Below are 20,883 nucleotides of genomic sequence, written 5' to 3' on the forward strand. Positions count from 1 at the left end.
ACCGAAGGGACACACCGCCTAGTTCGCGGCGTCCATCTGGGTCTCGGCTTCCTCCATGGCCTGGCGGACGTCGGCCTCGGTGACCTCGCCTCCGGTCGCCACCTCGGCGAAGAGCCGGCCGATCGCCTCGCCGAGCACCGTCTCCATCTGGCCCTCCTCGGGGATCAGCGGCATCGGTGCGGAGTGCTCGGTGAGGATCGTGCGGAAGGTCTCCATCGACTCGTCGCCCCGCAGCTCCTCGCTGTCGTAGGACTCGGTGGCCACCGGCAGCGTCTGGAACTCCTGGGACAGGTACACCTGCTCCTCCGGGCTGGTCAGGTGCTCGACCAGTTGCAGGGCGCCCTCCTTGTCGTCGGTGTCGTTGAAGACGCTGATGTTGATCCCGGCCGCGTGGCTCTGGATGGGCTCGCCCGGCAGCGGGTCGAGCATGGGCACCTGGGCGACCTCGTAGTCCTCGAATCCGCGGGCGGCCATGCTGGTGCGGGCGCTGCCCTGCACGATGATCATGGCCGCGCGCCCGTCGACGAAGTCGCTGATGCCCTGGGTGCCGTCGCTGAACTCGGCGCTGCTGGGGTCGACGACCTCCTCCACGGCCATCAGGTCCACCCACTGCTTGACCGCGGTGACCTGCTCGTCGGAGGAGAAGCTGGGCCCGTCCTCCCCCCACAGCCGTCCGCCCTGCTGCTGGCCGAGGATGAAGGCCATGTGGGAGTTCTGCCGCTCGTTGCCGCCCTCCAGCACGAAGCCGTACTGGTCGACCTCACCGTCGTCGTCGGTGTCCCTGGTCAGCTCGTCCGCGGTGTCGACGAACTCCTCCCAGGTCGCGGGCGGCGCCTCGATGCCCGCTTCCTCGAACATGGTGGGGTTGTAGAACAGCGCGTAGGACAGTCCGTAGAGCGGCACCGACGTCGGCGGCTGGCCCTCGGCGCCGCCGGTGGCGAAGCTGGTGCTGACGAAGCGCTCCTCGCCGCCCACCGCCTCGAGGTCCGCGCCCTCGTAGGGCACGAAGGCACCGGTCTCCTGGAGGCTGGCCGCCCAGGTGTTGCCGATGTTGAGCACGTCGGGCCCGTCGCCGCTGCTGACCGCGGTGAGGATGCGGTTGTACAGCTCGCTCCAGGGGATGACCTCCAGTTCGACCTCGATGCCGGTCTCCTCGGTGAAGCGGTCGAGCGCGGGCTGGAGGACCTCCCGGTCCTCCTCCACGCTCGCTCCCTGGTTGCTGGCCCAGTAGGTCAGCGTCTGGTCCCCGGAGTCCTCGCCGGAGCCGCAGCCGGTCAGCGCGACGGCCAGTCCCAGCGCGGTCGAAGCGGACAGGAGTGCTGTGGGGGGTGTCTTCACGGCCGTCTCCGTTTCTCTGTGTGCCGTGTGGGCCCGTCGTCAGCCTCGGCGATGACGGAACGGGCAGGTCGGACGCGCCCGTGGACCTGCGGGCGAGAGCATCGAAAACCGTGGGCCACACATGTCGCTCTGCGTGGTCCGACGATTAGGTAAACCGGTTTACCTGGCCAGTGTAGGCGAGATCACAGAAAGGCAGGAGAGTCAGTTGTGGAACCGTTACAAGTGAGGGTCCGGCTGTCCGGACGACTTCCTCAGGCGGAGCTCGCCGGTGAGCACGGTCGACAGCGGCGGTTCCTGCCCCTTGAGCATGTCCAACAGGATGCGGGCGCCGACACTGCCCAGCGCGCGGTGCCTGTTGCGGACGGTCGTCAGCGGTGGCGTGACGAACGAGGCCAGGGCGATGTCGTCGAACCCGGCCACCGCCATGTCGTCGGGGACGGTCAGACCCGCCTCCCTCAGCACGGAGTAACCGCCTATGGCCATGAGGTCGCTGCCGTAGAAGACGGCGGTGGGGCGTTCGCCGTCGCGCCCGGCGATGATGCGCTCCGTGGCCTGGGCCCCGCCCGCGATGGTGTAGCCGCCGTTCTCCTCCACGGGCCCCGGCTCCAGCCCGAACTCGCGCACCGCCTGCTCCCAGTGGCGTCGGCGTTGGAGTGCGTGCAGCATGTGGGGGTCGCCCTGGACGTGGGCGATGCGCTGGTGGCCCGCCTCCACGAAGCAGCGGACCAGACCGCGGATCGCCTCCCTGGAGTCATTGGTGATGGTGGGGAAGTCGGAGGAGCCCTCCGGTGCGCCGACCACGACGGCGGGCGCGCCCAGACGCCGCAGCATCGCGGGGCGGCCGTCGTCCGTCCGCAGGTCGGTGACCAGGAAACCGTCGACGAAGTGGTCGTTGAACAGCCGCTCGTAGGTGGCGGTCTCGGTCCGCTCGTCGGGTACGAAGCGGATGACGGTGGCGTGCTCCTCGCCGGAGAGCACCGACTCGATACCGGACAGGAACGACGGGAAGAACGCGTCGAAGTCGAGGATCTCGGGGGAGCGGCGTACGACCAGGCCGATGGTGCCCAGCGACTTGCCGTTGAGCGCGCGTGCGACGTAACTCGGGCTCCAGCCCAGTTCGACCGCCGCCTGGCGGATGCGTTCACGGGTACTGGCGCTGGTACCGGTACCGGTGTTCAACGCCCGTGACACAGCGCCCTTGCTCACGCCCGCCCGACGGGCGACATCGCTGATCGTGGGGCGTTTTCGACCCGTGCTCCCGCTTGTCATGGTGAAGATGGTAGTCCGCCGGGCTTCGGGGACCCGCGTCGATAGTTCCTGGTACCGCGGCCTGCCGGGCCCGGGTCGGCCTCGGCCCGGGGGAAGGGGCGGTGGACGGGGGCCCCGTACTAGGGTGTGCCGTTATGGACTGGACCCAGAGGCTCGGATCCGTCAAGCGGTGGACCCGCGCCGGGGTCCGCGCCCCCCATAAGCCCCTCCTGCTGCTGTACGCGCTCGCGCACCACCAGCGGCACGGCAACACCCCCATCGTCTACAGCGAGGCCGAGGCCCGGCTGGCGAGGCTCCTGCGGGAGTTCGGCCCCGCGAACGGCACCAAGCCCGGCTACCCCTTCCACCACCTGGAGACCGACGGGTTCTGGCGGGTCACCACGGTGGACGGCGAGGGTTCGCCGGGCTCGGGGGTGACCCTGCTGCGCGGGAAGGAGGCGCGGGGCAGACTGAGCGCCGACCTGGACGCGGCCCTGCGGGAGGACCCCGCTCTGGCCGCCCGTATCGGCCGCCACCTGCTCGACGACAACTTCGCCCCCTCGCTGCACGAGGGCATCATCGCCCTCACCGGTCTCCGCGTGGGCCAGGGGCCGGTTCCCGCACCGGGGGAGGGCGGCGTCCGCGACCCCCGGTTCCGGGAGACCGTACTGACCGCCTACGAGCACCGGTGCGCGTTCTGCGGGTACGAGGGGCGGCTGGACGACGTGTCGGTCGGACTGGAGGCCGCCCACATCCGCTGGTGGTCGCACGACGGCCCCAACGACCTGGACAACGGCCTGTGCCTGTGCCCGACGCACCACCTGCTGTTCGACCGCGGCGTCCTCGGGCTCACCGGCGAACTCACCGTCGCGGTGTCCCCGCGGTTCGAGGCCCGCTCTCCCGCGGCCGAGACGACCGTCCTCTCCCTCGCCGGGCGCGAACTCCTCAGCCCGGTACCGGGGCGCCCCGCCGTCGAACCCGCCCATGTCGACTGGCACTTCAGGCAGGTCTTCCGGCGCGTCGCCGCCTGAGGTCCGCCGCCCCGACCGGCACGTCCCGACCCCCTCCGGCCCTCTCCCCGAGTGCCGCGAAACAGGCTGGATGGTGACACGGGTCACGCGCGTGTCAGGATTCTGTTAACACCCGCGTCACGTTCGGTCGTATTGTTCGTGCAACGCCCACCTGCGGGTTCGCCCGGCAGGGGCTTCCGCGTCCCCCGCCACGGCGCCTGGAGAACACATGATCACGTACCCCGCGCGCTTTCGCCTGTCGCTCACCGGTTCCCTGTTCATCGGCTACGTGCTCCTGCTGGCACTGGCCCTCACCGCCGTGGGTGCGCTGTGGGCCGTCCACATGGACCGGGCCACCGACCGCCACTACGCCGACCGGGTCCTGAGCCTGGCCCGCTCCGTGGCCGTGATGCCGGAGGTCGTCGAGGGCCTCCAGTCCGCCGACCCGGCGGACGGGCTCTCCCCCCTGGCCGACCGGATCGACTCCGCCACCGGCACCGAGTTCGTGGTCATCGCCTCCCCGGAGGGGATCCGCTACTCCCACCCCGACGACGAACTCATCGGCCGCACCGTGTCCACCCCGCCCGGACCCGCCGCGGAGGGACGGGAGTGGACCGGTGTGCAGGAGGGGACCCGGGGGCGCACCGTGCGCGCCAAGGTCCCGGTGTTCTCCGGCGGCGGCTCGGTCAACGGCGGCGACGCGCGGGGCGAGGTGGTCGGCTACGTCTCCCTGGGCATCCTCGCCTCCAGCGCCGCCACCGAGGCCAGGGCCGCGATCCCCGCCATACTGGGCACGGTGGCCGTGGTGCTGGTCCTGGGCGTGGCCGGCGCGTGGGCCCTCTCCCGCCAGGTCCGCACCAAGACCCACGGCCTCGAACCCGCCGACATCACCTCTCTGCTGGAGAGCCGCGAGGCCCTGCTGTACGCGGTCCGCGAGGGCGTGCTCGCCGTGGACGGCTCGGGCCGCCTCGTCCTGGCCAACCCGCCCGTCCGGGAGATGCTCGGCCTGCCCGAGGACGCCGAGGGCCGCGGACTCGACGAACTCGGCCTGTCCGAGCGCGTCCGCGACATCGTCTCCGGCGCCGACCCCGGCGACGACCGCCTCCTCCTGGCGGGGCACCGCATCCTGGTCGCCAACCGGATGCCGGTCCACGTGCGCGGCCAGGACGCCGGAGCGGTCGTCACCTTCCGCGACCGCACCGAGCTGGACCGGCTCACCGGCGAGCTCGACGGAGCGCGCACGGTCACCCGCGGCCTGCGCGCCCAGACCCACGAGTTCGCCAACCGGGTGCACACCATCGCCGGGATGCTCGAACTCGGCGCCCACGACGAGGCCCGCGCCTACCTCGCCGACCTGTCCGCGACGCACAGTCGCACCAGCGAGGACATCTCCCGGCACGTCGGCGACTCCGCGCTGGCCGCTCTGACCATCGCCAAGTCCGCGCAGGCCTCCGAGCTGGGCGTCGACCTGCGGCTGTCCCCCCTCACCAGCGCCCCCGCGCTGGACAGGGAGGTGCGCTCCGACGCGCTGCTCGTCCTCGGCAACCTGGTCGACAACGCGCTCGACGCGGTGGCCTCGTCCCCGCACGGATGGGTGGAGCTGATGGTGCGGCTGCACCGGGCCGAGGGCACCGACCTGCCGCACGACCTGCTGGAGATCCGGGTGACCGACTCCGGGCACGGGGTGGCCGACGACGTGGCGGAGGAGATCTTCCGGCTCGGGTTCACCACCAAGGCGTCCCGGGACGGCGGCACGCGCGGGCTGGGCCTGGCACTGGTCAAGCAGGTCTGCGAGGGAAGAGGGGGAAGCGTGGAGATGGAGGCGCCCGACGCCGACGAGGGCGCGGTGTTCACCGCCTGCCTGCCCCTGTCGGGGGCGCCGCAGGGGGCGGCCCGATGATCCGTGTGCTGGTCGTGGACGACGACGTGCGGGTGGCGCGCAACCACCAGGAGCTGGTGGAGTCGCTGCCCGGGTTCACCGTGGCGGGGGTGGCGCACACGGCCGCCTCCGCCCTCACCCAGATCCGGGGGCACCAGCCCGACCTGGTGCTGCTCGACCTGCACCTGCCCGACGCCTCGGGGATCTCGGTGATGCGCGCCCTGCGTGCCGCCGCCACCAGCGCCGCGCCCCAGCGGACGGACTTCCTGATGATCACCGCCGTGCGCGACATCGGCCAGGTGCGCTCGGCCATGCACGGCGGGGCGGTCCACTACCTGCTCAAGCCGTTCCCGCTCAGCGTGCTGCGCGACCAGCTGGAGCGCTACGCCGTGGCGCGCCGGAGGATGGACGCGGACGGTGAGGCCACCCAGCAGGAGGTGGACCGGCTGTTCGGGCTGCTGCGCCCGGCCGGGGGCCGGTCACTGCCCAAGGGGCTGACCGCGACCACCGTGGACCTGGTGGCGGGAGTGCTGCGGGACGCGGAGGGGGACGTGTCGGCCTCGGAGGTGGCCGAACGCGCCGGGGTGTCGCGGGTGACCGCGCGCCGCTACCTGGAGCACCTGTGCGCGGTCGGCCGGGCCGAGCTGCGCATGCGCTACGGCTCGGCGGGCCGCCCCGAACACCTCTACCGCTGGACGCCCTGAGCCTCCTCGGACCCGCCGCCGATGTGCTTCCTCCACGGCCCGTTGGCCACCAGCCAGTGCGGCACGAGCCTCACGGGGAAGGGGAGGGCGGTCTCGAAGACGTCCTCGCCGTGGACCTGGATGACCTCCTGGTAGCAGCCGTCCTCCAGACGGAGTTCGACGAGCCCGACCTTGTCGGCGAGGGGGTTGATGATCCAGTAGGAGGGGACGCCGAACGCAGCGTATTCGTGGCGCTTGGTGTGGTTGTCCCGTAGGACGCTCTCCGGGGAGACGATCTCCACGGCGAGAAGGGGGGGAACATCGAAGTAGCCCTGTGGCGGCAACTCGCAGTCGAAGACCGCCAGATCAGGAACACGGTGATGAGTTCGCTCTCCGTTGAGGTTGACCCCTGGGCCGGTAAGGACCAGGAACTCGTCCGGTGCCTTGAGAGCCAGGTGCATGGTCAGCCGGGAGTCCACGACGCTGTGCAGGGGCTTGGGGGCTGGCGACACGTCAAGCCGCCCGTCGACCAGCTCGTACCGCCGACCGTCGTCCGGCGTGTTCTCCAGGTCGTCCACGGTCAGGCGTCGTTCGGGTGCTTCCGGGTGCCTGGTAGCCATGACCAACATCATGCCTCCTCGGCTTCATGAGGGCCAGTATGGTGATGCACGCTCGGTTACCGGCGGGTTTCGCAGGGAAAGCCTCGCAAGGGTGTCCGAAAACCGCCCTGGCACCTGGTCCCTTACGCCTGGAAGTGTCCGTGGCCCGTGTCACACTCGGCTCATGTTGGACCACCTCGGAATCCAGGTCAGTGACCCCGCGGCCAGCGCCGCCTTCTACGACGCCGTCCTCGCCCCGCTGGGCGCGCGCCGCATCCTCGACTTCGGCGAGACCATCGGCTACGGCACCTCCGATCCCGACTTCTGGATCGGACCCGCGCCCGCGCCCGGTGAGGCCCGTGAGTCGCACTTCGCCTTCACCGCGCCCGACCGGGCGGCGGTGGACGCCTTCTTCTCCGCGGCCGTCGAGGCGGGCGCGGAGGTGCTCCACGAGCCGAAGGTCTGGCCGGAGTACCACGAGCACTACTACGGCGCGTTCGTCCGCGACCCGGACGGCAACAACGTCGAGGCCGTCGCGCACGCACCCGCCTGACCGGTCCGGCCTGGAGCACGCCACGGCGCGAGCGGCCGCGAACCCTGTCGTCCCGCCTGACCAAGCACACCACCGGGATCCGGGCGACGGGAACGGCGGAGGCCTCCACGGGCCTCCGCCGCCCCAACCGGACCGGCGCCCCCGGCCGCCTACGCGGCGCGGACGGCGCGTCTGCCCGTGGCCGCCTCCACCGCCGCGACCGCGCTGTTGAGCGACACCTCGCCCAGGAGGCCGGGCGCCGCCACCGCGTCACCCGCCAGGTAGACGCCGTCGCCCCGGTCGACGGCCGGGCGGTCCCGCCACGTGTAGCCCGGCAGGTCCAGCGCGCCCGTGCGGCCGCGCGCCACCTGGTCGCGCCGCCACGTCACCCGCTCCCGCCACTCCGGCAGGGACAGGTCCAGGAACCGCTCCAGCCGCTCGGTGACCCCCGCCCGGGACTCGCCCGGCCGCACCGGCAGCTGCGCCTGGACCAGCTCCTCGCCCGCGGGGGCGAGCGTGCGGTCCACCAGCGAGTAGCGCTCCAGGAAACCGCACTCGTCGGCGTCGAAGACGAGGAAGGGGTCCCGGCCGCGCCGCAGCCCCAGGTCCACCATGAGGGTGTGCCCGCTCTCCCACTCCAGCGAGTCGTCGCCGAGCAGCGCGCGGGCCGAGGCCAGCGACGTCGCGACGATGGCCGGGGTACCCGGGAGCGCGTCCACCCGCTCCCCGGTCCCCACGCGCACCCCCATCTCCCGGGCCCGCGCGGCCAGCCGCCCCACCAGCGAGGACCAGCCGCCGACCAGGTACTTCGGCGAGGGCCAGCCGGGGTTCGTGACCCGCAGGAACCGTTCCCAGACGAACGCGGCCGACAACCGCGACGGGTCGGAGTCGAACAGCGCCACGCCCATCATGTTCGCGGCCACGCGCGCGGGCTCCTCCCCGAGGGCCTCCCGCGCCCACGCGCCGAAGTCCCGGTCGTGCGGAGCGCGCAGCCGCCGCCGCGCGGCGGCCCGGAGAAGGGAGACCGGCGGTGCCCCCACGCGTCCCCGGTCGCGCACGCGCACCCGGGGCACGCCGCGCGCGGGGAAGGGCAGGTACGGCGGGAGCAGGTCGCGCTCGGCCAGCCACGCGAACATCGGACCGTCGTCGTACAGCACGTGCGGCCCCTCGTTGGCCGTGTACGGCGGTTCGGTGGAGCGGGCCCGCCCGCCCAGGGTCCGGTGCGCTTCCAGCAGGGTGACGTTCGCGCCCCTCTCGGCGCTGGCGATGGCCGCGGTCAGTCCGGCGAGCCCACCGCCCACAACGGTGATGTCCATGCCCCTAGGACGGTTCGGGCAACCGCAGACGTGACATCTTGTCGGGATTGACCAGAAGGTACACGTGCCGCACACGGCCGTCGGCGATGTCCAGGGACAGGAGCGCGATCACCCTGCCCCCGACGGAGACGGCCGCGGCCGGACCGCCGTTGACCTCGGTGACCACGGGCCGCAGCTCCTCCGCGCCTCCCAGGCCCGCCGAGAGGAGGAAGCGCTCCGTGTTGCGCGGCTGCGACAGCGCGGACAGGAACCGGCCGACCTTGGCCGCGCCCTCCAGCGTCCGGCGCGGCGCCCTGGTCCGCCCCCCGCTGTCGCTGACCAGCGTGACGTCGTCGGCCAGCAGGCCGGTGAGCCCCTCCAGGTCGCCCTCCAGGCAGGCCCCCAGGAAGCGCTCGGTCATCCGCCGCCGCACGGCCCGGTCGGCCTCGAACCGGGGGCGCCTGTCCCGTACGTGCTCGCGCGCCCGCCGGGCGAGCTGGCGGGTGGCGGCCTCCTCCCGGCCGATCACCGCGCCGATCTCGGCGTAGGGCATCTGGAAGGCCTCGCGCAGCACGAACACGGCGCGCTCCAGCGGGCTGAGGGTCTCCAGGACCACCAGCAGCGCGAACTCGACCGAGTCCGCGAGCTCGGCGTACTCGGCCCCGCCGGGGACGTCGCTGACCGGCTCGGGCAGCCAGTCGCCCACGTAGGACTCCCGCCGGGCCCGGGCGCTGCGCAGCCGGTCGATGGCCAGGCGGGAGGTGACGGTGACCAGGTAGGCGCGCGGGTCGTCCACCGCGGCCGGGTCGACGGAGGACCAGCGCAGCCAGGCCTCCTGGACGACGTCCTCCGCGTCGGAGGCGCTGCCGAGGATGCGGTAGGCGACGCCGGTCAGGAGGGAGCGGCGCTCTTCGAAGACATCGGTGGTCATGACAGGCAGACGTACCAGTTCCGTCCGTACGTGACATCCCCCGGCCGCGAAACGGATCCACCCGTCCGGTGGACGGGACGCTCCCGCCGGTGGGCGGGGTCCCGTCGGCGCACCCTTTCCGAAGGCGGGGACAGTAGTAGCGTGGCGCGGTCAGAGCGCGGACGAGGAGGAGGGCAGCCGCTGTGTACCGACTGCGCACGTGGGAGCCGGGGGACGCCGACCGGGTGCTGGAGGCCTTCGCCGAGCCGGAGCTGGCCTGGCAGTCGCCCGAGGTCCCCGACACCCCCGAGCTGGCCGCGGCGTGGATCGACCGGCAGCGCGCCCGGGCGGAGGAGGGCACGGCCTTCGGCTTCGCGGTCGTCGAGGAGGGCGGGCCGGTGCTGGGACACGTCCAGGTCACCGTGACCAGCAGGAACCACGACACCGGCTGGGTCTCCTACTGGACCCTGGCCGAGGCCCGGGGCCGGGGCGTGGCCACGGCCGGGACGCTGCTGGTGAGCGAGTACGCCTTCGCCGAGGCGGGCCTGTTCCGGCTGGAGCTGGGGCACCGCCTGAACAACCCGGGGTCGTGCCTGGTGGCGCGCCGGTCCGGGTTCCGTCCGGAGGGGATCGAGCGGAGCAAGCTGCGCTACGGCGCGGAGCGCTTCGACACGGGCGCGCACGCCCGGCTGGCCACCGACCCGGTGGAGGGCGTCGAACCGCGGCCCTGCGCGCCCTGACCGTCGCGCCCGGCGCGGACACGGAACGCGGGGCGCGGCGTGCGCCGTGCCCCGCGTCCACCCCCACAGAAGGTCGTACGCAAGAGGTTCGTCGGGTTGACCGGTTAGTCCTCGACGGAGATGCCGGAGGTGCTGTCGCCGGAGACCACGTTGCAGTCGCCGCCCAGGGTGAAGCCGTCGAAGGCCAGCACGTCGGCGCAGATCGGCACGGTGAGGTTCTGGATCTCGGCGTTGTTGTCCGCGGAGGCGGTGCCGGACATGGCGCCCAGGGCGAGGCCGGTGGCGAGGATGAGGCCGGAGACGGAGGCGAAACGCTTCATGGTGTTGGTCCTTTTCGGTTCGTGGTGTGATGGTTGGTGCTGACAGGACCCACGGGTCCCGCTGCGACGGAGCCGAATGCGAGGGCGGCCCGGTCCTAGTCCTCGACGGAGATGCCGCTCGTGTCCTCCCAGCTCACGACGTTGCAGTCGCTGCCGCTGACGCCGGAGGCCGCGAGGACGTCGAGGCAGATCGGGATCGTCACGTTCTGGACCTCGGCGTTGTTGTCCGCGGCGGCGGTCCCGGTGAAGGCACCGAACGCGAGGCCGGTGGCGAGGACGAATCCGGAAACCTTGGCAATACGGGACATTCTTCTTACCTTTCGGAAGTTCCAAACAGGGTGGCTGCATCCGCCGGAATTAACTTAGCGTAGTCGCGAGCGCGCTTGGAGTACTTTCAGGGGAGAATCCAGAGTTTCCCTGGAGTTTCCTCGGCTTCAGGGTGGACATGCCGGACATATAGCCGCTTCGCCGGGGACAGGTTTTACCCAACCGAAAGCAGGGCCGGAGGCGATGACCGGCGAATGTAACGGAACCTGGATTTGTCCGACATCAGACGCACGAAAGACGCACGAAAAAGGCCCGCACGGCTGACCGTGCGGGCCTGGTGCCTCGCTGTGGGACGAGCTTCGCCGCAGGACTACCAGCCCTGCTGCTGCCCGTACCCCGGGTACTGCTGCCCGTATCCGGGCTGCTGGCCGTACCCCGGCTGCTGCTGCCCGTACCCCGGGTACTGCTGCTGGTCGTAGCCCGGGTACTGCTGCCCGTATCCGGGCTGCTGGCCGTAACCCGCGTACGGGTCCTGCGGCTGCGCGCCCGTCGGCGGGTGCGGGTAGGCGTGCTGCTGGCCCGAGGGCTCCTGCTGGTGCTGCTGCTCGGCCCTGGCGGCGTCGCCCTTCCTGCTGTCGGGGTCCGGGCGGAAGATGAACAGACGGGCGGGCTTGTCACCCTCGTCGCCCGGAGTGATCAGGTCCAGGCGCCACCCGGCCTCCTCGATCCCCTCCAGGATGCGGGTCAGCCCGGGACGCAGCTTGCTGGAGGCCTCGTCGTAGGCGTTCACCTCCAGCTGGATGACGAACATCCGGCGCTTCTGCTGCGCGGCGACCTTGGCGTGCTCGACGACCGTGCTGTCCCTCACGACCTGCGTGACGCTCATGAATAACCGTACCCATCTGCTCTGCGTGGAGCTTGCCGTACTCGTCGGGCTGACACCCGGTCATCCGCGTCCACCGTGGCGGGACTCCGCCGGGCTCCGCAACCATCATGCCCCCTGGAGGCGCATCTGGCCACAGAAAGCCGTGGGCGCCCCCTCAGGAGGAGGCGGCAGCGGCGCGGACGGCCTCGGCGACGGGTGTCTCCCCGTTCACCAGGTTGAGAACCCTGCCGACCGTCCCCGGTTCGTCCAGAAGGGCGACGATCACCGAGGCCACGTCGTCCCGGGTCACCGCGTCGCGCTCGACCTCCCCGCCCAGCTCCACCCTGCCGGTGCCCGGGTCGTCGGTCAGCCGGCCCGGGCGCAGGATCGTCCAGTCCAGCTCCAGGTCGCGCTCGCGCAGGTCGGCGTCGGCCGCGCGCTTGGCCTCCACGTACGCGGCCCACACCTCGTCCGTGCCCTCCGGCACGGGCTCGTCCACGTTGATGGCCGACACCTGGACCAGGCGGCGCACGCCCGCCAGGGAGGCCGCGTCGGCGGTCAGCACGGCGGCCTTGTGGTCGACGCTCCCCTTGCGGGCGGTGCCGCTGCCAGGGCCCGCGCCCGCGGCGAACACGACGCCGTCGGCGTTCATGACCTTCTCCGTCAGCTCGGTGACGGTGGCCTTCTCCAGGTCGATCACGACCGGTTCGGCACCGGCGTCGACGACGTCCTGGGTGTGGTCGGGGTTGCGGATGAGGGCGACGGGCTCGTCACCTCGGTCGGCCAGCTTCCTGGCCAGCCGCAGCGCGATCTTCCCGTGTCCTCCGGCGATGACGATACGCATGGGGGAGAGCGTATGCCCTCGCGGGGCGGTGAGCGGGGTAGCGACCCTGTCCGCCGGGTCACAACCCGCTTCTCCGTGTGTCCTGGCCCGGTCCACGGGCAGCGGGTGGCGCGGCGCCGCGTGCGTCCGGGACCGGTGACGGTCGGCCCCGCCCACCAGCGGCGGAGGGCCCGGCCGCACGGATCCCCGTGTGCCCGGGCCCCCACACCAGGCGGGGCCCGGGCACACGGGGCCCGGACACGTCCCTACTCCACCCTCTCCCTACTCCACCCTCCAGGTGTCCCCGCTGGCCAGCAGGGCGGCCAGCTCGCCGTCGCCGCGCTCGGCGCGCGCGTCGGCGACCTGCTCGTTCACCAGCTCGTCGTAGGCCGGGCGGCGCACGTCCCGCAGCACCCCGATCGGCACGTGCTCGAACGCGGGCTGGTCCAGGCGCGACAGCGCGAACGCGTACCCCGGGTCCTCCCGGTGCGCGTCGTGCCGCAGCAGCCGGTCCTCTCCCACCGAGTCCACGTCCACGACCTCCAGGCCGCCGAACTCCCCGGCGACCACGCCCCGGTCCGGGCCCAGCCGCAGCGGCTCGCCGTGCTCCAGGCGCAGCAGCCGGGCGTCCCGCGCCGCCGGGTCCTTCAGCGGCTCGAACGCGTCGTCGTTGAAGATCGGGCAGTTCTGGTAGATCTCCACGAACGACGCGCCGGGGTGGTCGGCCGCCGCCCGCAGCACCGACGTGAGGTGCTTGCGGTCGGAGTCGACCGTGCGGGCCACGAACGTGGCCTCCGCGCCCAGCGCCAGCGACAGCGGGTTGAACGGGTGGTCCAGCGAGCCCACGGGCGAGGACTTGGTGATCTTCCCGGGTTCGGAGGTGGGGGAGTACTGGCCCTTGGTCAGCCCGTAGATCCGGTTGTTGAACAGCAGGATGTTGATGTTGACGTTGCGGCGCAGCGCGTGGACGAGGTGGTTGCCGCCGATGGACAGTCCGTCGCCGTCACCGGTCACCACCCACACCGACAGGTCCGGGCGGCTGGTGGCCAGCCCGGTCGCGATCGCCGGGGCGCGCCCGTGGATCGAGTGCATGCCGTACGTGCTCAGGTAGTACGGGAAGCGCGAGGAGCAGCCGATGCCCGACACCATCACGATGTTCTCGCGCGGCACGCCCAGCTCGGGCAGGAAGGACTGGAAGGCGGCCAGGATCGCGTAGTCGCCGCAGCCCGGGCACCAGCGCACCTCCTGGTCGGACTTGAAGTCCTTCATCCTGTACGCGGTGTCGGTCCTGGGCACCAGGCGCAGTCCGCCCGGGACCTCCGGCACCCCGTGGACGTGGCCGTTGCCGCCGGGACCCGTCACGTTCTCAGTCACGGTCGATGACCTCCTGAAGCACGCCCGCGAGCTCCTCGGCCTTGAAGGGCAGGCCGCGGACCTTGTTGTAGCCGATGACGTCGACCAGGTACCTGCCGCGCAGCAGCAGGGACAGCTGGCCCAGGTTGATCTCGGGGACCACCACCCGCTCGTACCGGTTGAGCACCGTGCCGAGGTTGGCCGGGAACGGGTTGAGGTGGCGCAGGTGCGCCTGCGCCACCCGGCCGCCCGCGCGGCGCACGCGGCGCACCGCCGCGGTGATCGACCCGTACGTGCCGCCCCAGCCGAGGACCAGCACGTCCGCCTCCCCGCCGGGGTCATCCACCGCCAGTTCGGGGATGTCGCGGGCGATCGCGTCGATCTTGGCCTGGCGTGTGCGGACCATCAGGTCGTGGTTGGCGGGCGTGTACGAGATGTCGCCGCTCTGCGCGTGCTTCTCGATACCGCCGATCCGGTGCTCCAACCCCGCCGTGCCCGGTACCGCCCACGGACGGGCCAGCGTCTCCTCGTCGCGCAGGTAGGGCAGGAAGGTCTCACCCGGCCCGTTGGGCCCGGTCGCGAACGCCGGGTCGATCCGCGGCAGCTCGGAAACCTCCGGCAGCCGCCACGGCTCCGAACCGTTGGCCAGGTACCCGTCGGAGAGCACGACCACCGGCGTGCGGTAGCGCACCGCGATCCGCACAGCCTCCAGCGCGGTGTCGAAGCAGTCCGCGGGGGAGGCGGGCGCCACCACGGGCACCGGCGACTCGCCGTTGCGCCCGTACAGGGCCATGAGCAGGTCGGTCTGCTCGGTCTTGGTGGGCATGCCGGTGCTCGGACCGGCCCGCTGCACGTCCACGATGACCAGCGGCAGCTCGGTCATCACCGCCAGCCCCACCGTCTCCTGCTTGAGCACCATGCCCGGGCCCGAGGTGGTGGTCACGCCCAGGGAGCCGCCGAAGGCCGCGCCCAGGGCGGCGCCCACACCCGAGATCTCGTCCTCGGCCTGGAACGTGCGCACCCCGAACCGCTTGTGCCGGGAGAGCTCGTGCAGGATGTCCGACGCCGGGGTGATCGGGTACGAGCCCAGGAACAGGGGCAGTCCCGACCGCTCGGACCCGGCGATCAGCCCGTAGGCCGTGGCCAGGTTCCCGGTGATGTTGCGGTAGGTGCCCGCCGGGAGCCGCGCGGGCTTGATCTCGTAGGAGACCGCGAAGTCCTCGGTGGTCTCGCCGAAGTTCCACCCCGCCTGGAACGCGGTCAGGTTCGCGGCGAGGATGTCGGGCTTGGCGGCGAACTTCGACTTCAGGAACGAGGTCGTCCCCTCCGTCGGCCGGTTGTACATCCACGACAGCAGGCCCAGGGCGAACATGTTCTTGGCCCGCTGCGCGTCCTTCTTGGAGATGTCGGCGCCGGACAGCGCCTCCACCGTCATGGACGTCAGCGGCACCGCGCTCACCTTGAACGCGTCCAGCGTCCCGTCCGTCAGCGGGTCGACCGTGTACCCGACCTTGGCCAGGCTGCGCTTGGTGAACTCGTCGGTGTTGACGATCACGGTGGCGCCCCGGGGCAGGTCGCCCAGATTGGCCTTGAGGGCCGCGGGGTTCATCGCCACCAGTACGTCCGGGGCGTCCCCCGGCGTCATGATGTCGTGGTCGGCGAAGTGCAGTTGGAAGCTGGACACCCCGGGCAGGGTCCCGGCGGGAGCGCGGATCTCCGCGGGGAAGTTCGGCAGGGTCGACAGGTCGTTGCCGAACGACGCGGTCTCCTGCGTGAAGCGGTCACCGGTCAGCTGCATGCCGTCGCCGGAGTCCCCGGCGAAGCGGATGATGACGCGGTCGAGCTGTTCGATCTGTTTGGCCACTGAGATCGACGACCTCCTTGGTGAGCCGCCGGTCGTGACGGGCGGCGGCGCTCGGGTGTCGCCCCCGACCGGACCGCGCCGTCGCGGGCCGGGTGTCTGGCTCGGGGACGTGGGGACAGCGTTCGCGGCCCTCGCGATCGCCGGATGCGCCAACCCGGTCTCGCGCGGTGCGGCCGCGCCGCGACGGCCGGGTCGTGAAGGGGCCAGCCTTCAACGACACGGCCGCCCGCATACCGGACCGAGGGGCTGGAGTCCCGACGGCCTGGTACGCGGAGTGATGAGGGCCACGTTCGCACTATAAGTCGTCGGGGGCGCCGAGACCGCGGGCGGGTGGCCATTCTCACACGGAGGGGGTTCGGAGGGGTGCGGCTGTGGATGGAGATGCGGGTGGTGCGGGGGAGACAGCAGGTGAGGGGGAGATCAGTGATGCCTGGGACGTTGGACCCGTAACGGGAACGCGGAGCGGCGACCCGCACGTTTGCCACCATGTACGCATTCATCGTCGGCTGAACGAGGAGGTGGTGGCGTGCACGTCAGCGTGGCCCGCGCGGCCGGTCTGTTCGTCGGTGCCGCGGTGCTCGTCGTCCTGGTCGGCTGGCTGTGCGGAGCCGAGAAGGGCGCCCAGTTCTCCGTGGCCCTGGTGCTGTGCGCCGGGGTCCTGGTCTACCTCTTCGGGGAGTCCCTGGCGCTGCGCGCGATGCGCGCGCGGCCGGTGAGCGAGATCGAGCGCCCCGAGCTGTACCGGATCGTCCGCGAGCTGGCCACGGCCGCCCGGCAGCCGATGCCCCGGCTCTACCTGTCGCCCGTGCGCTCGCCCAACGCCTTCGCCGCCGGCAGCAGCCCGCGCCGCGCCTCCCTGTGCTGCACCACGGGGCTGCTGCGCACGCTGAACGAGCGCGAGCTGCGCGGCGTGATCGCCCATGAGCTGGCGCACATCCGGGCCAACGACACGCTGATCAGCTCGGTGGCGACCACCCTGACCGCGGTGATCACGGCGACGACCGCCATCACCCTCCTCGTCCCGCTGGGGGACTCCGAGGAGAGCGACATGCCCACCCTGCTGGGCGGCCTGATGACGGTGCTGCTGGCGCCTCTGGCGGCCATGGTCGTCTACTGCGGGGTGGGGCGCCGGCGCGAGTTCCGGGCCGACGAGCAGGCCGCGCGGCTGACCGGCGACCCGCTGGCGCTGGCCGACGCCCTGCGCAAGCTGGAGGTGGGCGCGTTCCGGTACCCGCTGCCCCGGGAGCGCAGCCTGCTGGCCTCGGCGCACCTGATGACCACCAACCCGTTCCCGAGTGGCGTGGGCCGCCTGTTCGCCGCGCACCCGCCGACGGCGGAGCGCGTCCGGCGCCTGCGGGAGCTGCGCCGCAGCTGGGACCTGGGCCACTGAGGCGGTGCCGGTGGGACGGCGCGCTGAGCCGGTGGGGTGAGCCGGTGCGGTGAGTCAGCACAGGCGGGACGGTCTGCCAGGACGGACCAACAGGCAGGTCGGGAAAGGCCGACAGGCAGGCAAGGAAAGACCAACAGGTAAGGACCGCGAAGCGGGACGGCGACGGCCGCCCGTCCCCGAGGGGGAGGGCGGCCGTCGTGTTTCTCGCCGTCGGCTACGCCTGCCGGTCCGCCACCGCTAGCGGTAGTTGACGAACTGGATCGCCAGGTCGAAGTCCTTCTCCTTGATGAGGTTCTGGACGTTCTGGAGGTCGTCCTTCTTCTTGGAGCTGACCCGCAGCTCGTCGCCCTGGATCTGGGCCTTGACGCCCTTGGGGCCCTCGTCGCGGATCAGCTTGGAGATCTTCTTGGCGTCCTCGGAGGTGATGCCCTCCTTGAGGCCGACGGGAAGGCGGTACTCCTTGCCCGAGAGCCTGGGCTCGTCGGCGGGGTCCAGGATCTTCAGGGAGAGCTTGCGCTTGACCAGCTTCTCCTTGAAGACGTCCAGGGCGGCGTTGACCCGCTCCTCGGAGTTGCCCCTGACCTCGATCCCGTCCTCGCCCTGCCAGGCGATGGTGGTTCCGGTGCCCTTGAAGTCGAACCGCTGGGCCAGCTCCTTGGCGGTCTGGTTCAGCGCGTTGTCGACCTCCTGACGGTCGAGTTTGGACACGACGTCGAAACTGGATTCGGCGGCCACGTTCGCTCACACCCCGCTAGGTCTTCATGGGTCGCGGGCGTCCGTGGACGCCCGCGTGGGTTCTCGTCGTCCGCGCCGGATCCTGCGCGGACGGTCCTCAGAGCTTAGCCGCGCGCCGATCGGGTGCCCGACGTGCCCGTCCGGGGCGCGCCCGAACAACCGATTTCAGGTTCGGGCGGATCATCCGCTATTCTCGGTGATGCGCCGCGACGAACACGTCGCCGCAGCCCAGGCAGGTTGCCCGAGCGGCCAATGGGAGCGGACTGTAAATCCGTCGGCTTTGCCTTCCAAGGTTCGAATCCTTGACCTGCCACACGGGGAGAAGGCCCCGGTGACCAGCGGAGACGCTGGACACCGGGGCCTTCTCGCGTTCCCGGTCGTTCACGACCGCTCATGGAACAGTCACGGAACACTCCCAGGCCGTGGCGCGCCTCCGCCCAGGGGCGGGCGTGTCGCCCCACAGTGGGGAGACGCGGGTCACATTCCCTGTGCCGCCGGGAGGACGGAAGGCGTTCCGGACCCCGGGCGGCGCTGTTTTCCGGATTCGGCCGATCGCGGATCCATCGCGTTCGGGACACGGGCGGATAACGAGGATTTCCGCTCTCCCTGTGGGTGCGCTGAGCGCGGGATGCCTACCCGCATGGGCGTTGACCTGCGGTTTCGTCGCTGCCCTCGGAAGGCTGGCGCGCGAGTTCCGTCCCGGCTGTGCGGATAGCGGGTGGTGTGTCCGCTTCGCCGGTCCGGCTCCGTCTTGGCCCGGCGTCGGCCCTTTGAGCGTGTCGAGCGAAAAGGAGGCCAATGCGGCCATTCGCGGTCGGCGCGAAAAGAATGGTCGCGACAATCTGGACAAATTGCTTTCCGAGTTTCGGCGTTGACAAAAACTGAGGGGCGGATGATGATTGCCCCAGTCCACCGCGACACAGGTGCAACAAGCGCCTGAGTCTTTTTCTGTCAATACCTCGTAACCGATTCTCGGGGGAAGTCATGTTCAAGAAGATGGCCGCTGCTGGCCTGGTCGCCGGTGCCGCGATGGGCGCGCTCCTCATGGGAGCCCCGGCTCACGCCAGTGGTTCGCACGGTGGTGACCAGCAGTTCAACCAGAACCTCCAGCTGGTTCCGATCCAGTCCTGCAACCTGGAGGCCAGCGTCGGCCTCGTTGCGGTCAACATCCCGATCCTGTCGCCGCAGACCACCGGCGACTGCGTGAACGGCCCCGTCGGCACCAACATCAGCTAGTTCCGGCAATCCGTCCGCAAGAAACGCTATCTCAAACTTTCTCGAAGGGTAATTCAATGCTGCGTAAGCTCGGAGTTGCCGGCCTCGTCGCTGGTGCTGCTTTCGGTGTCGTCCTCGCCGGTTCCCCGGCCTCCGCCAGCGGTTCGCACGGCGGCGACCAGCAGTACAACCAGAACCTCCAGGCCATCCCGGTCTCGCTGTGCAACACGGAGGCCGTCGTCGGCCTGGTCGCGGTCAACATCCCGGTCCTGTCGCCGCAGACCACCGGCGACTGCACCAACGGCCCCGTCAGCACCAACATCGACTAGGGGGTCCCGACATGCTGCGCAAGTTCACCACCGCCACCGCCGTCGCCGGGATCGCCCTGGGCGCCATCCTGGCCGCCACGCCCGCCTCCGCGGGTGAGGCGCACGGTTCGCACGGCGGCGACCAGCAGTACAACCAGAACCTCCAGCTGGTTCCGGTCCAGCTCTGCAACACCGAGCTGGTGGTCGGCCTCCTGGCCGGGGTCAACGTGCCGGTCCTGTCGCCGCAGACCACGGGCGACTGCGTCAACGGCCCGGTCAGCACCAACATCGATTAGGGGACGGCCCATGCTGCGCAAGTTCACGGCGGCCACCGCCATCGCCGGTGTCGCCCTGGGCGCGCTGCTCGCCTCCTCGCCCGTGTTCGCCAGCTCGCACGGCGGCGGTCAGCAGTTCAACCAGAACCTCCAGCTGGTTCCGGTCCAGATCTGCAACGCCGAACTGGCCGTGGGGGTGGCCGGGGTCAACGTGCCCATCCTGTCGCCACAGACGACGGGTGACTGCATCAACGGCCCCGCCACCACCAACGTCCAGCACGACAGCTCCGAGGGCCACGACAGCGGCTCCCAGGAGGGTCACAAGGGCGAGGGTGAGGACGGGGACAACGGGTACTAGCCACCTTCGAGTGGCGGGGTCCCCGATCCCGCAGTGACGGAACGCGAGTGGTTCGTCGAGGCCCTCCGGCAGCCTGCCGGAGGGCCTTGTCGCAGGTAGGACAACTGAGGGAACCGACGTGGGGGGAGATGCCAGATGAGGCGCACGATCCTGACGGGAGCGGTGCTGCTGTTGGCGGTCACCGGCTGCGGCGAGCAGGTGAGCACGCCCGACCTGCCCGAGGGCACCAGCGCCCCTGAGGCGGAACAGAGCCCGCGGGGGGAGACCGCCGGCCCGCAGGAGCAGGCCAGCCCGCAGGGGACGCAGCCCGCTCCGGAGGAGGACACCAACCAGAGCAGCGGGACCTTCGTCCTCAACCGCTACGGGAACGAGAACGGGTTCGACGACCAGACCCCCACCGAGTACGTCGCCACGGAGTCCACCACCTTCACCGACATGGAGTGGGGCACGTGGGCGGACGAGGTCGCGCGCGGCGAGGGAGGGGTCAAGGGGACCTGGTGCATGCAGGAGGGGTGCCAGGACGACCCCTACGAGGTCGAGGTCGAGCTGGGCGACCCGGTGGACGTCGACGGCACCATGTACTTCTCCACGTACACGATCACCGACTACGGCGAGGAGATGTCCGAGGAGATGATCGGGACGCTGGAGGAGGTCGACAACGGGACCCTGCTGCTGCCGAGCGCCGGGTGATCCGGACCGGACGCCGAGTCCACGCCGCCGCATCCGGCGGAAGTGAGCTTCGCCTCCCTCCGCAGAATCATGCCAAAGTTCCTCAAAAGAACATAACGCCTGATCAAAACGGGTGACGCGGCCCTCTTCCCGGGACCGGGCGGCGCCGAAACGGGCGTGGCGCGCCCGCGAGGTCTCTAGTCTGCT

Annotated in this window: 23 protein-coding genes and 1 tRNA gene; 12 read left to right on the forward strand and 12 right to left on the reverse strand. The window is 71.1% G+C overall.

Features of this window, described 5'->3' with window-relative positions; genetic code table 11:
• Positions 1 to 18: 18 nt before the first annotated feature.
• Positions 19 to 1,338, reverse strand: a complete 1,320-nt coding sequence (locus FYW99_RS02065) for an extracellular solute-binding protein (RefSeq protein WP_150249439.1) — start codon at positions 1,336 to 1,338, stop codon at positions 19 to 21.
• Positions 1,339 to 1,554: 216 nt separating this feature from the next.
• A complete protein-coding gene (locus FYW99_RS02070) occupies positions 1,555 to 2,607 on the reverse strand; it encodes a LacI family DNA-binding transcriptional regulator (RefSeq protein WP_150249442.1) in 1,053 nt (350 codons plus the stop codon).
• Between the two features lie 134 nt (positions 2,608 to 2,741).
• Between FYW99_RS02070 and FYW99_RS02075 the strand changes: the two genes are divergently transcribed.
• The 3 genes from FYW99_RS02075 to FYW99_RS02085 all read left to right on the forward strand — a co-directional run bounded on the left by FYW99_RS02075 (position 2,742) and on the right by FYW99_RS02085 (position 6,179).
• The gene (locus tag FYW99_RS02075) at positions 2,742 to 3,617 is read left to right on the forward strand and encodes a phosphorothioated DNA-binding restriction endonuclease (protein ID WP_150249445.1); all 876 of its coding nucleotides are present in this window, start codon (positions 2,742 to 2,744) and stop codon (positions 3,615 to 3,617) included.
• Between the two features lie 208 nt (positions 3,618 to 3,825).
• Positions 3,826 to 5,496 carry an ATP-binding protein gene (locus tag FYW99_RS02080; RefSeq protein WP_150249448.1) on the forward strand — a complete coding sequence of 557 codons (1,671 nt, stop codon included), beginning with the start codon at positions 3,826 to 3,828 and terminating at the stop codon, positions 5,494 to 5,496.
• Positions 5,493 to 6,179: a response regulator gene (locus tag FYW99_RS02085; RefSeq protein WP_150249451.1), complete on the forward strand. Its 687-nt coding sequence runs from the start codon at positions 5,493 to 5,495 to the stop codon at positions 6,177 to 6,179. Before FYW99_RS02080 ends, FYW99_RS02085 begins: the two co-directional genes overlap by 4 nt.
• On the opposite strand, the gene FYW99_RS02090 is transcribed toward FYW99_RS02085, so the two are convergent.
• A complete protein-coding gene (locus FYW99_RS02090; protein WP_150249454.1) occupies positions 6,161 to 6,778 on the reverse strand; it encodes a Uma2 family endonuclease in 618 nt (205 codons plus the stop codon). The two genes, FYW99_RS02085 and FYW99_RS02090, sit on opposite strands and share 19 nt — an antisense overlap.
• 163 nt (positions 6,779 to 6,941) lie before the next feature.
• Between FYW99_RS02090 and FYW99_RS02095 the strand changes: the two genes are divergently transcribed.
• Positions 6,942 to 7,310, forward strand: a complete 369-nt coding sequence (locus FYW99_RS02095; protein ID WP_150249457.1) for a VOC family protein — start codon at positions 6,942 to 6,944, stop codon at positions 7,308 to 7,310.
• Between the two features lie 149 nt (positions 7,311 to 7,459).
• Here the strand turns inward: FYW99_RS02095 and FYW99_RS02100 are convergent, their stop codons facing one another.
• Complete coding sequence (locus tag FYW99_RS02100; protein ID WP_150249459.1) at positions 7,460 to 8,605, reverse strand: FAD-dependent oxidoreductase; 1,146 nt, start codon at positions 8,603 to 8,605, stop codon at positions 7,460 to 7,462.
• 4 nt (positions 8,606 to 8,609) lie between these two features.
• On the reverse strand, positions 8,610 to 9,515 hold the full coding sequence (gene sigJ, locus FYW99_RS02105; RefSeq protein WP_150249462.1) for an RNA polymerase sigma factor SigJ: 906 nt from the start codon (positions 9,513 to 9,515) through the stop codon (positions 8,610 to 8,612).
• 182 nt (positions 9,516 to 9,697) lie between these two features.
• Between sigJ and FYW99_RS02110 the strand changes: the two genes are divergently transcribed.
• Positions 9,698 to 10,234: a GNAT family N-acetyltransferase gene (locus FYW99_RS02110; RefSeq protein WP_150249465.1), complete on the forward strand. Its 537-nt coding sequence runs from the start codon at positions 9,698 to 9,700 to the stop codon at positions 10,232 to 10,234.
• Between the two features lie 104 nt (positions 10,235 to 10,338).
• On the opposite strand, the gene FYW99_RS02115 is transcribed toward FYW99_RS02110, so the two are convergent.
• From FYW99_RS02115 to FYW99_RS02140, 6 genes are all read right to left on the reverse strand, one after another.
• A complete protein-coding gene (locus FYW99_RS02115; protein ID WP_150249468.1) occupies positions 10,339 to 10,554 on the reverse strand; it encodes a hypothetical protein in 216 nt (71 codons plus the stop codon).
• 95 nt (positions 10,555 to 10,649) lie between these two features.
• Positions 10,650 to 10,862: a hypothetical protein gene (locus FYW99_RS02120; RefSeq protein WP_150249471.1), complete on the reverse strand. Its 213-nt coding sequence runs from the start codon at positions 10,860 to 10,862 to the stop codon at positions 10,650 to 10,652.
• 329 nt (positions 10,863 to 11,191) lie between these two features.
• Positions 11,192 to 11,707, reverse strand: coding sequence for a hypothetical protein (locus FYW99_RS02125; protein ID WP_150249474.1), 516 nt, complete (start codon positions 11,705 to 11,707; stop codon positions 11,192 to 11,194).
• 154 nt (positions 11,708 to 11,861) lie between these two features.
• Positions 11,862 to 12,530 carry an SDR family oxidoreductase gene (locus FYW99_RS02130; protein ID WP_150249477.1) on the reverse strand — a complete coding sequence of 223 codons (669 nt, stop codon included), beginning with the start codon at positions 12,528 to 12,530 and terminating at the stop codon, positions 11,862 to 11,864.
• A gap of 261 nt (positions 12,531 to 12,791) precedes the next feature.
• Complete coding sequence (locus FYW99_RS02135) at positions 12,792 to 13,883, reverse strand: 2-oxoacid:ferredoxin oxidoreductase subunit beta (RefSeq protein ID WP_223838640.1); 1,092 nt, start codon at positions 13,881 to 13,883, stop codon at positions 12,792 to 12,794.
• The gene (locus FYW99_RS02140; RefSeq protein WP_150249480.1) at positions 13,876 to 15,726 is read right to left on the reverse strand and encodes a 2-oxoacid:acceptor oxidoreductase subunit alpha; all 1,851 of its coding nucleotides are present in this window, start codon (positions 15,724 to 15,726) and stop codon (positions 13,876 to 13,878) included. Before FYW99_RS02140 ends, FYW99_RS02135 begins: the two co-directional genes overlap by 8 nt.
• Positions 15,727 to 16,252: 526 nt before the next feature.
• Here FYW99_RS02140 and FYW99_RS02145 point away from each other — a divergent pair.
• On the forward strand, positions 16,253 to 17,116 hold the full coding sequence (locus FYW99_RS02145; RefSeq protein WP_150249484.1) for a M48 family metalloprotease: 864 nt from the start codon (positions 16,253 to 16,255) through the stop codon (positions 17,114 to 17,116).
• 237 nt (positions 17,117 to 17,353) lie between these two features.
• Here the strand turns inward: FYW99_RS02145 and FYW99_RS02150 are convergent, their stop codons facing one another.
• Positions 17,354 to 17,851, reverse strand: a complete 498-nt coding sequence (locus FYW99_RS02150) for a YajQ family cyclic di-GMP-binding protein (protein ID WP_061079572.1) — start codon at positions 17,849 to 17,851, stop codon at positions 17,354 to 17,356.
• Positions 17,852 to 18,082: 231 nt separating this feature from the next.
• On the opposite strand from FYW99_RS02150, the gene FYW99_RS02155 reads away from it, so the two are divergent.
• The 6 genes from FYW99_RS02155 (at position 18,083) to FYW99_RS02180 (ending at position 20,697) form a co-directional block, all read left to right on the forward strand.
• Positions 18,083 to 18,164, forward strand: a tRNA-Tyr gene (locus FYW99_RS02155).
• A gap of 671 nt (positions 18,165 to 18,835) precedes the next feature.
• Positions 18,836 to 19,087 carry a hypothetical protein gene (locus FYW99_RS02160; protein WP_017567271.1) on the forward strand — a complete coding sequence of 84 codons (252 nt, stop codon included), beginning with the start codon at positions 18,836 to 18,838 and terminating at the stop codon, positions 19,085 to 19,087.
• 56 nt (positions 19,088 to 19,143) lie between these two features.
• Positions 19,144 to 19,395: a hypothetical protein gene (locus FYW99_RS02165; protein ID WP_150249487.1), complete on the forward strand. Its 252-nt coding sequence runs from the start codon at positions 19,144 to 19,146 to the stop codon at positions 19,393 to 19,395.
• An 11-nt stretch (positions 19,396 to 19,406) separates the two neighbouring features.
• Positions 19,407 to 19,670, forward strand: coding sequence for a hypothetical protein (locus FYW99_RS02170; protein WP_150249491.1), 264 nt, complete (start codon positions 19,407 to 19,409; stop codon positions 19,668 to 19,670).
• Positions 19,671 to 19,680: 10 nt separating this feature from the next.
• Entirely contained in the window at positions 19,681 to 20,007 is a 327-nt protein-coding gene (locus FYW99_RS02175; RefSeq protein ID WP_150249495.1) for a hypothetical protein, read from the forward strand.
• Positions 20,008 to 20,142: 135 nt separating this feature from the next.
• Positions 20,143 to 20,697, forward strand: a complete 555-nt coding sequence (locus FYW99_RS02180; RefSeq protein WP_150249497.1) for a hypothetical protein — start codon at positions 20,143 to 20,145, stop codon at positions 20,695 to 20,697.
• Positions 20,698 to 20,883 lie beyond the last annotated feature (186 nt).

It is taken from the genome of Nocardiopsis deserti, from assembly GCF_008638355.1.
Taxonomy (GTDB): domain Bacteria; phylum Actinomycetota; class Actinomycetes; order Streptosporangiales; family Streptosporangiaceae; genus Nocardiopsis; species Nocardiopsis alborubida.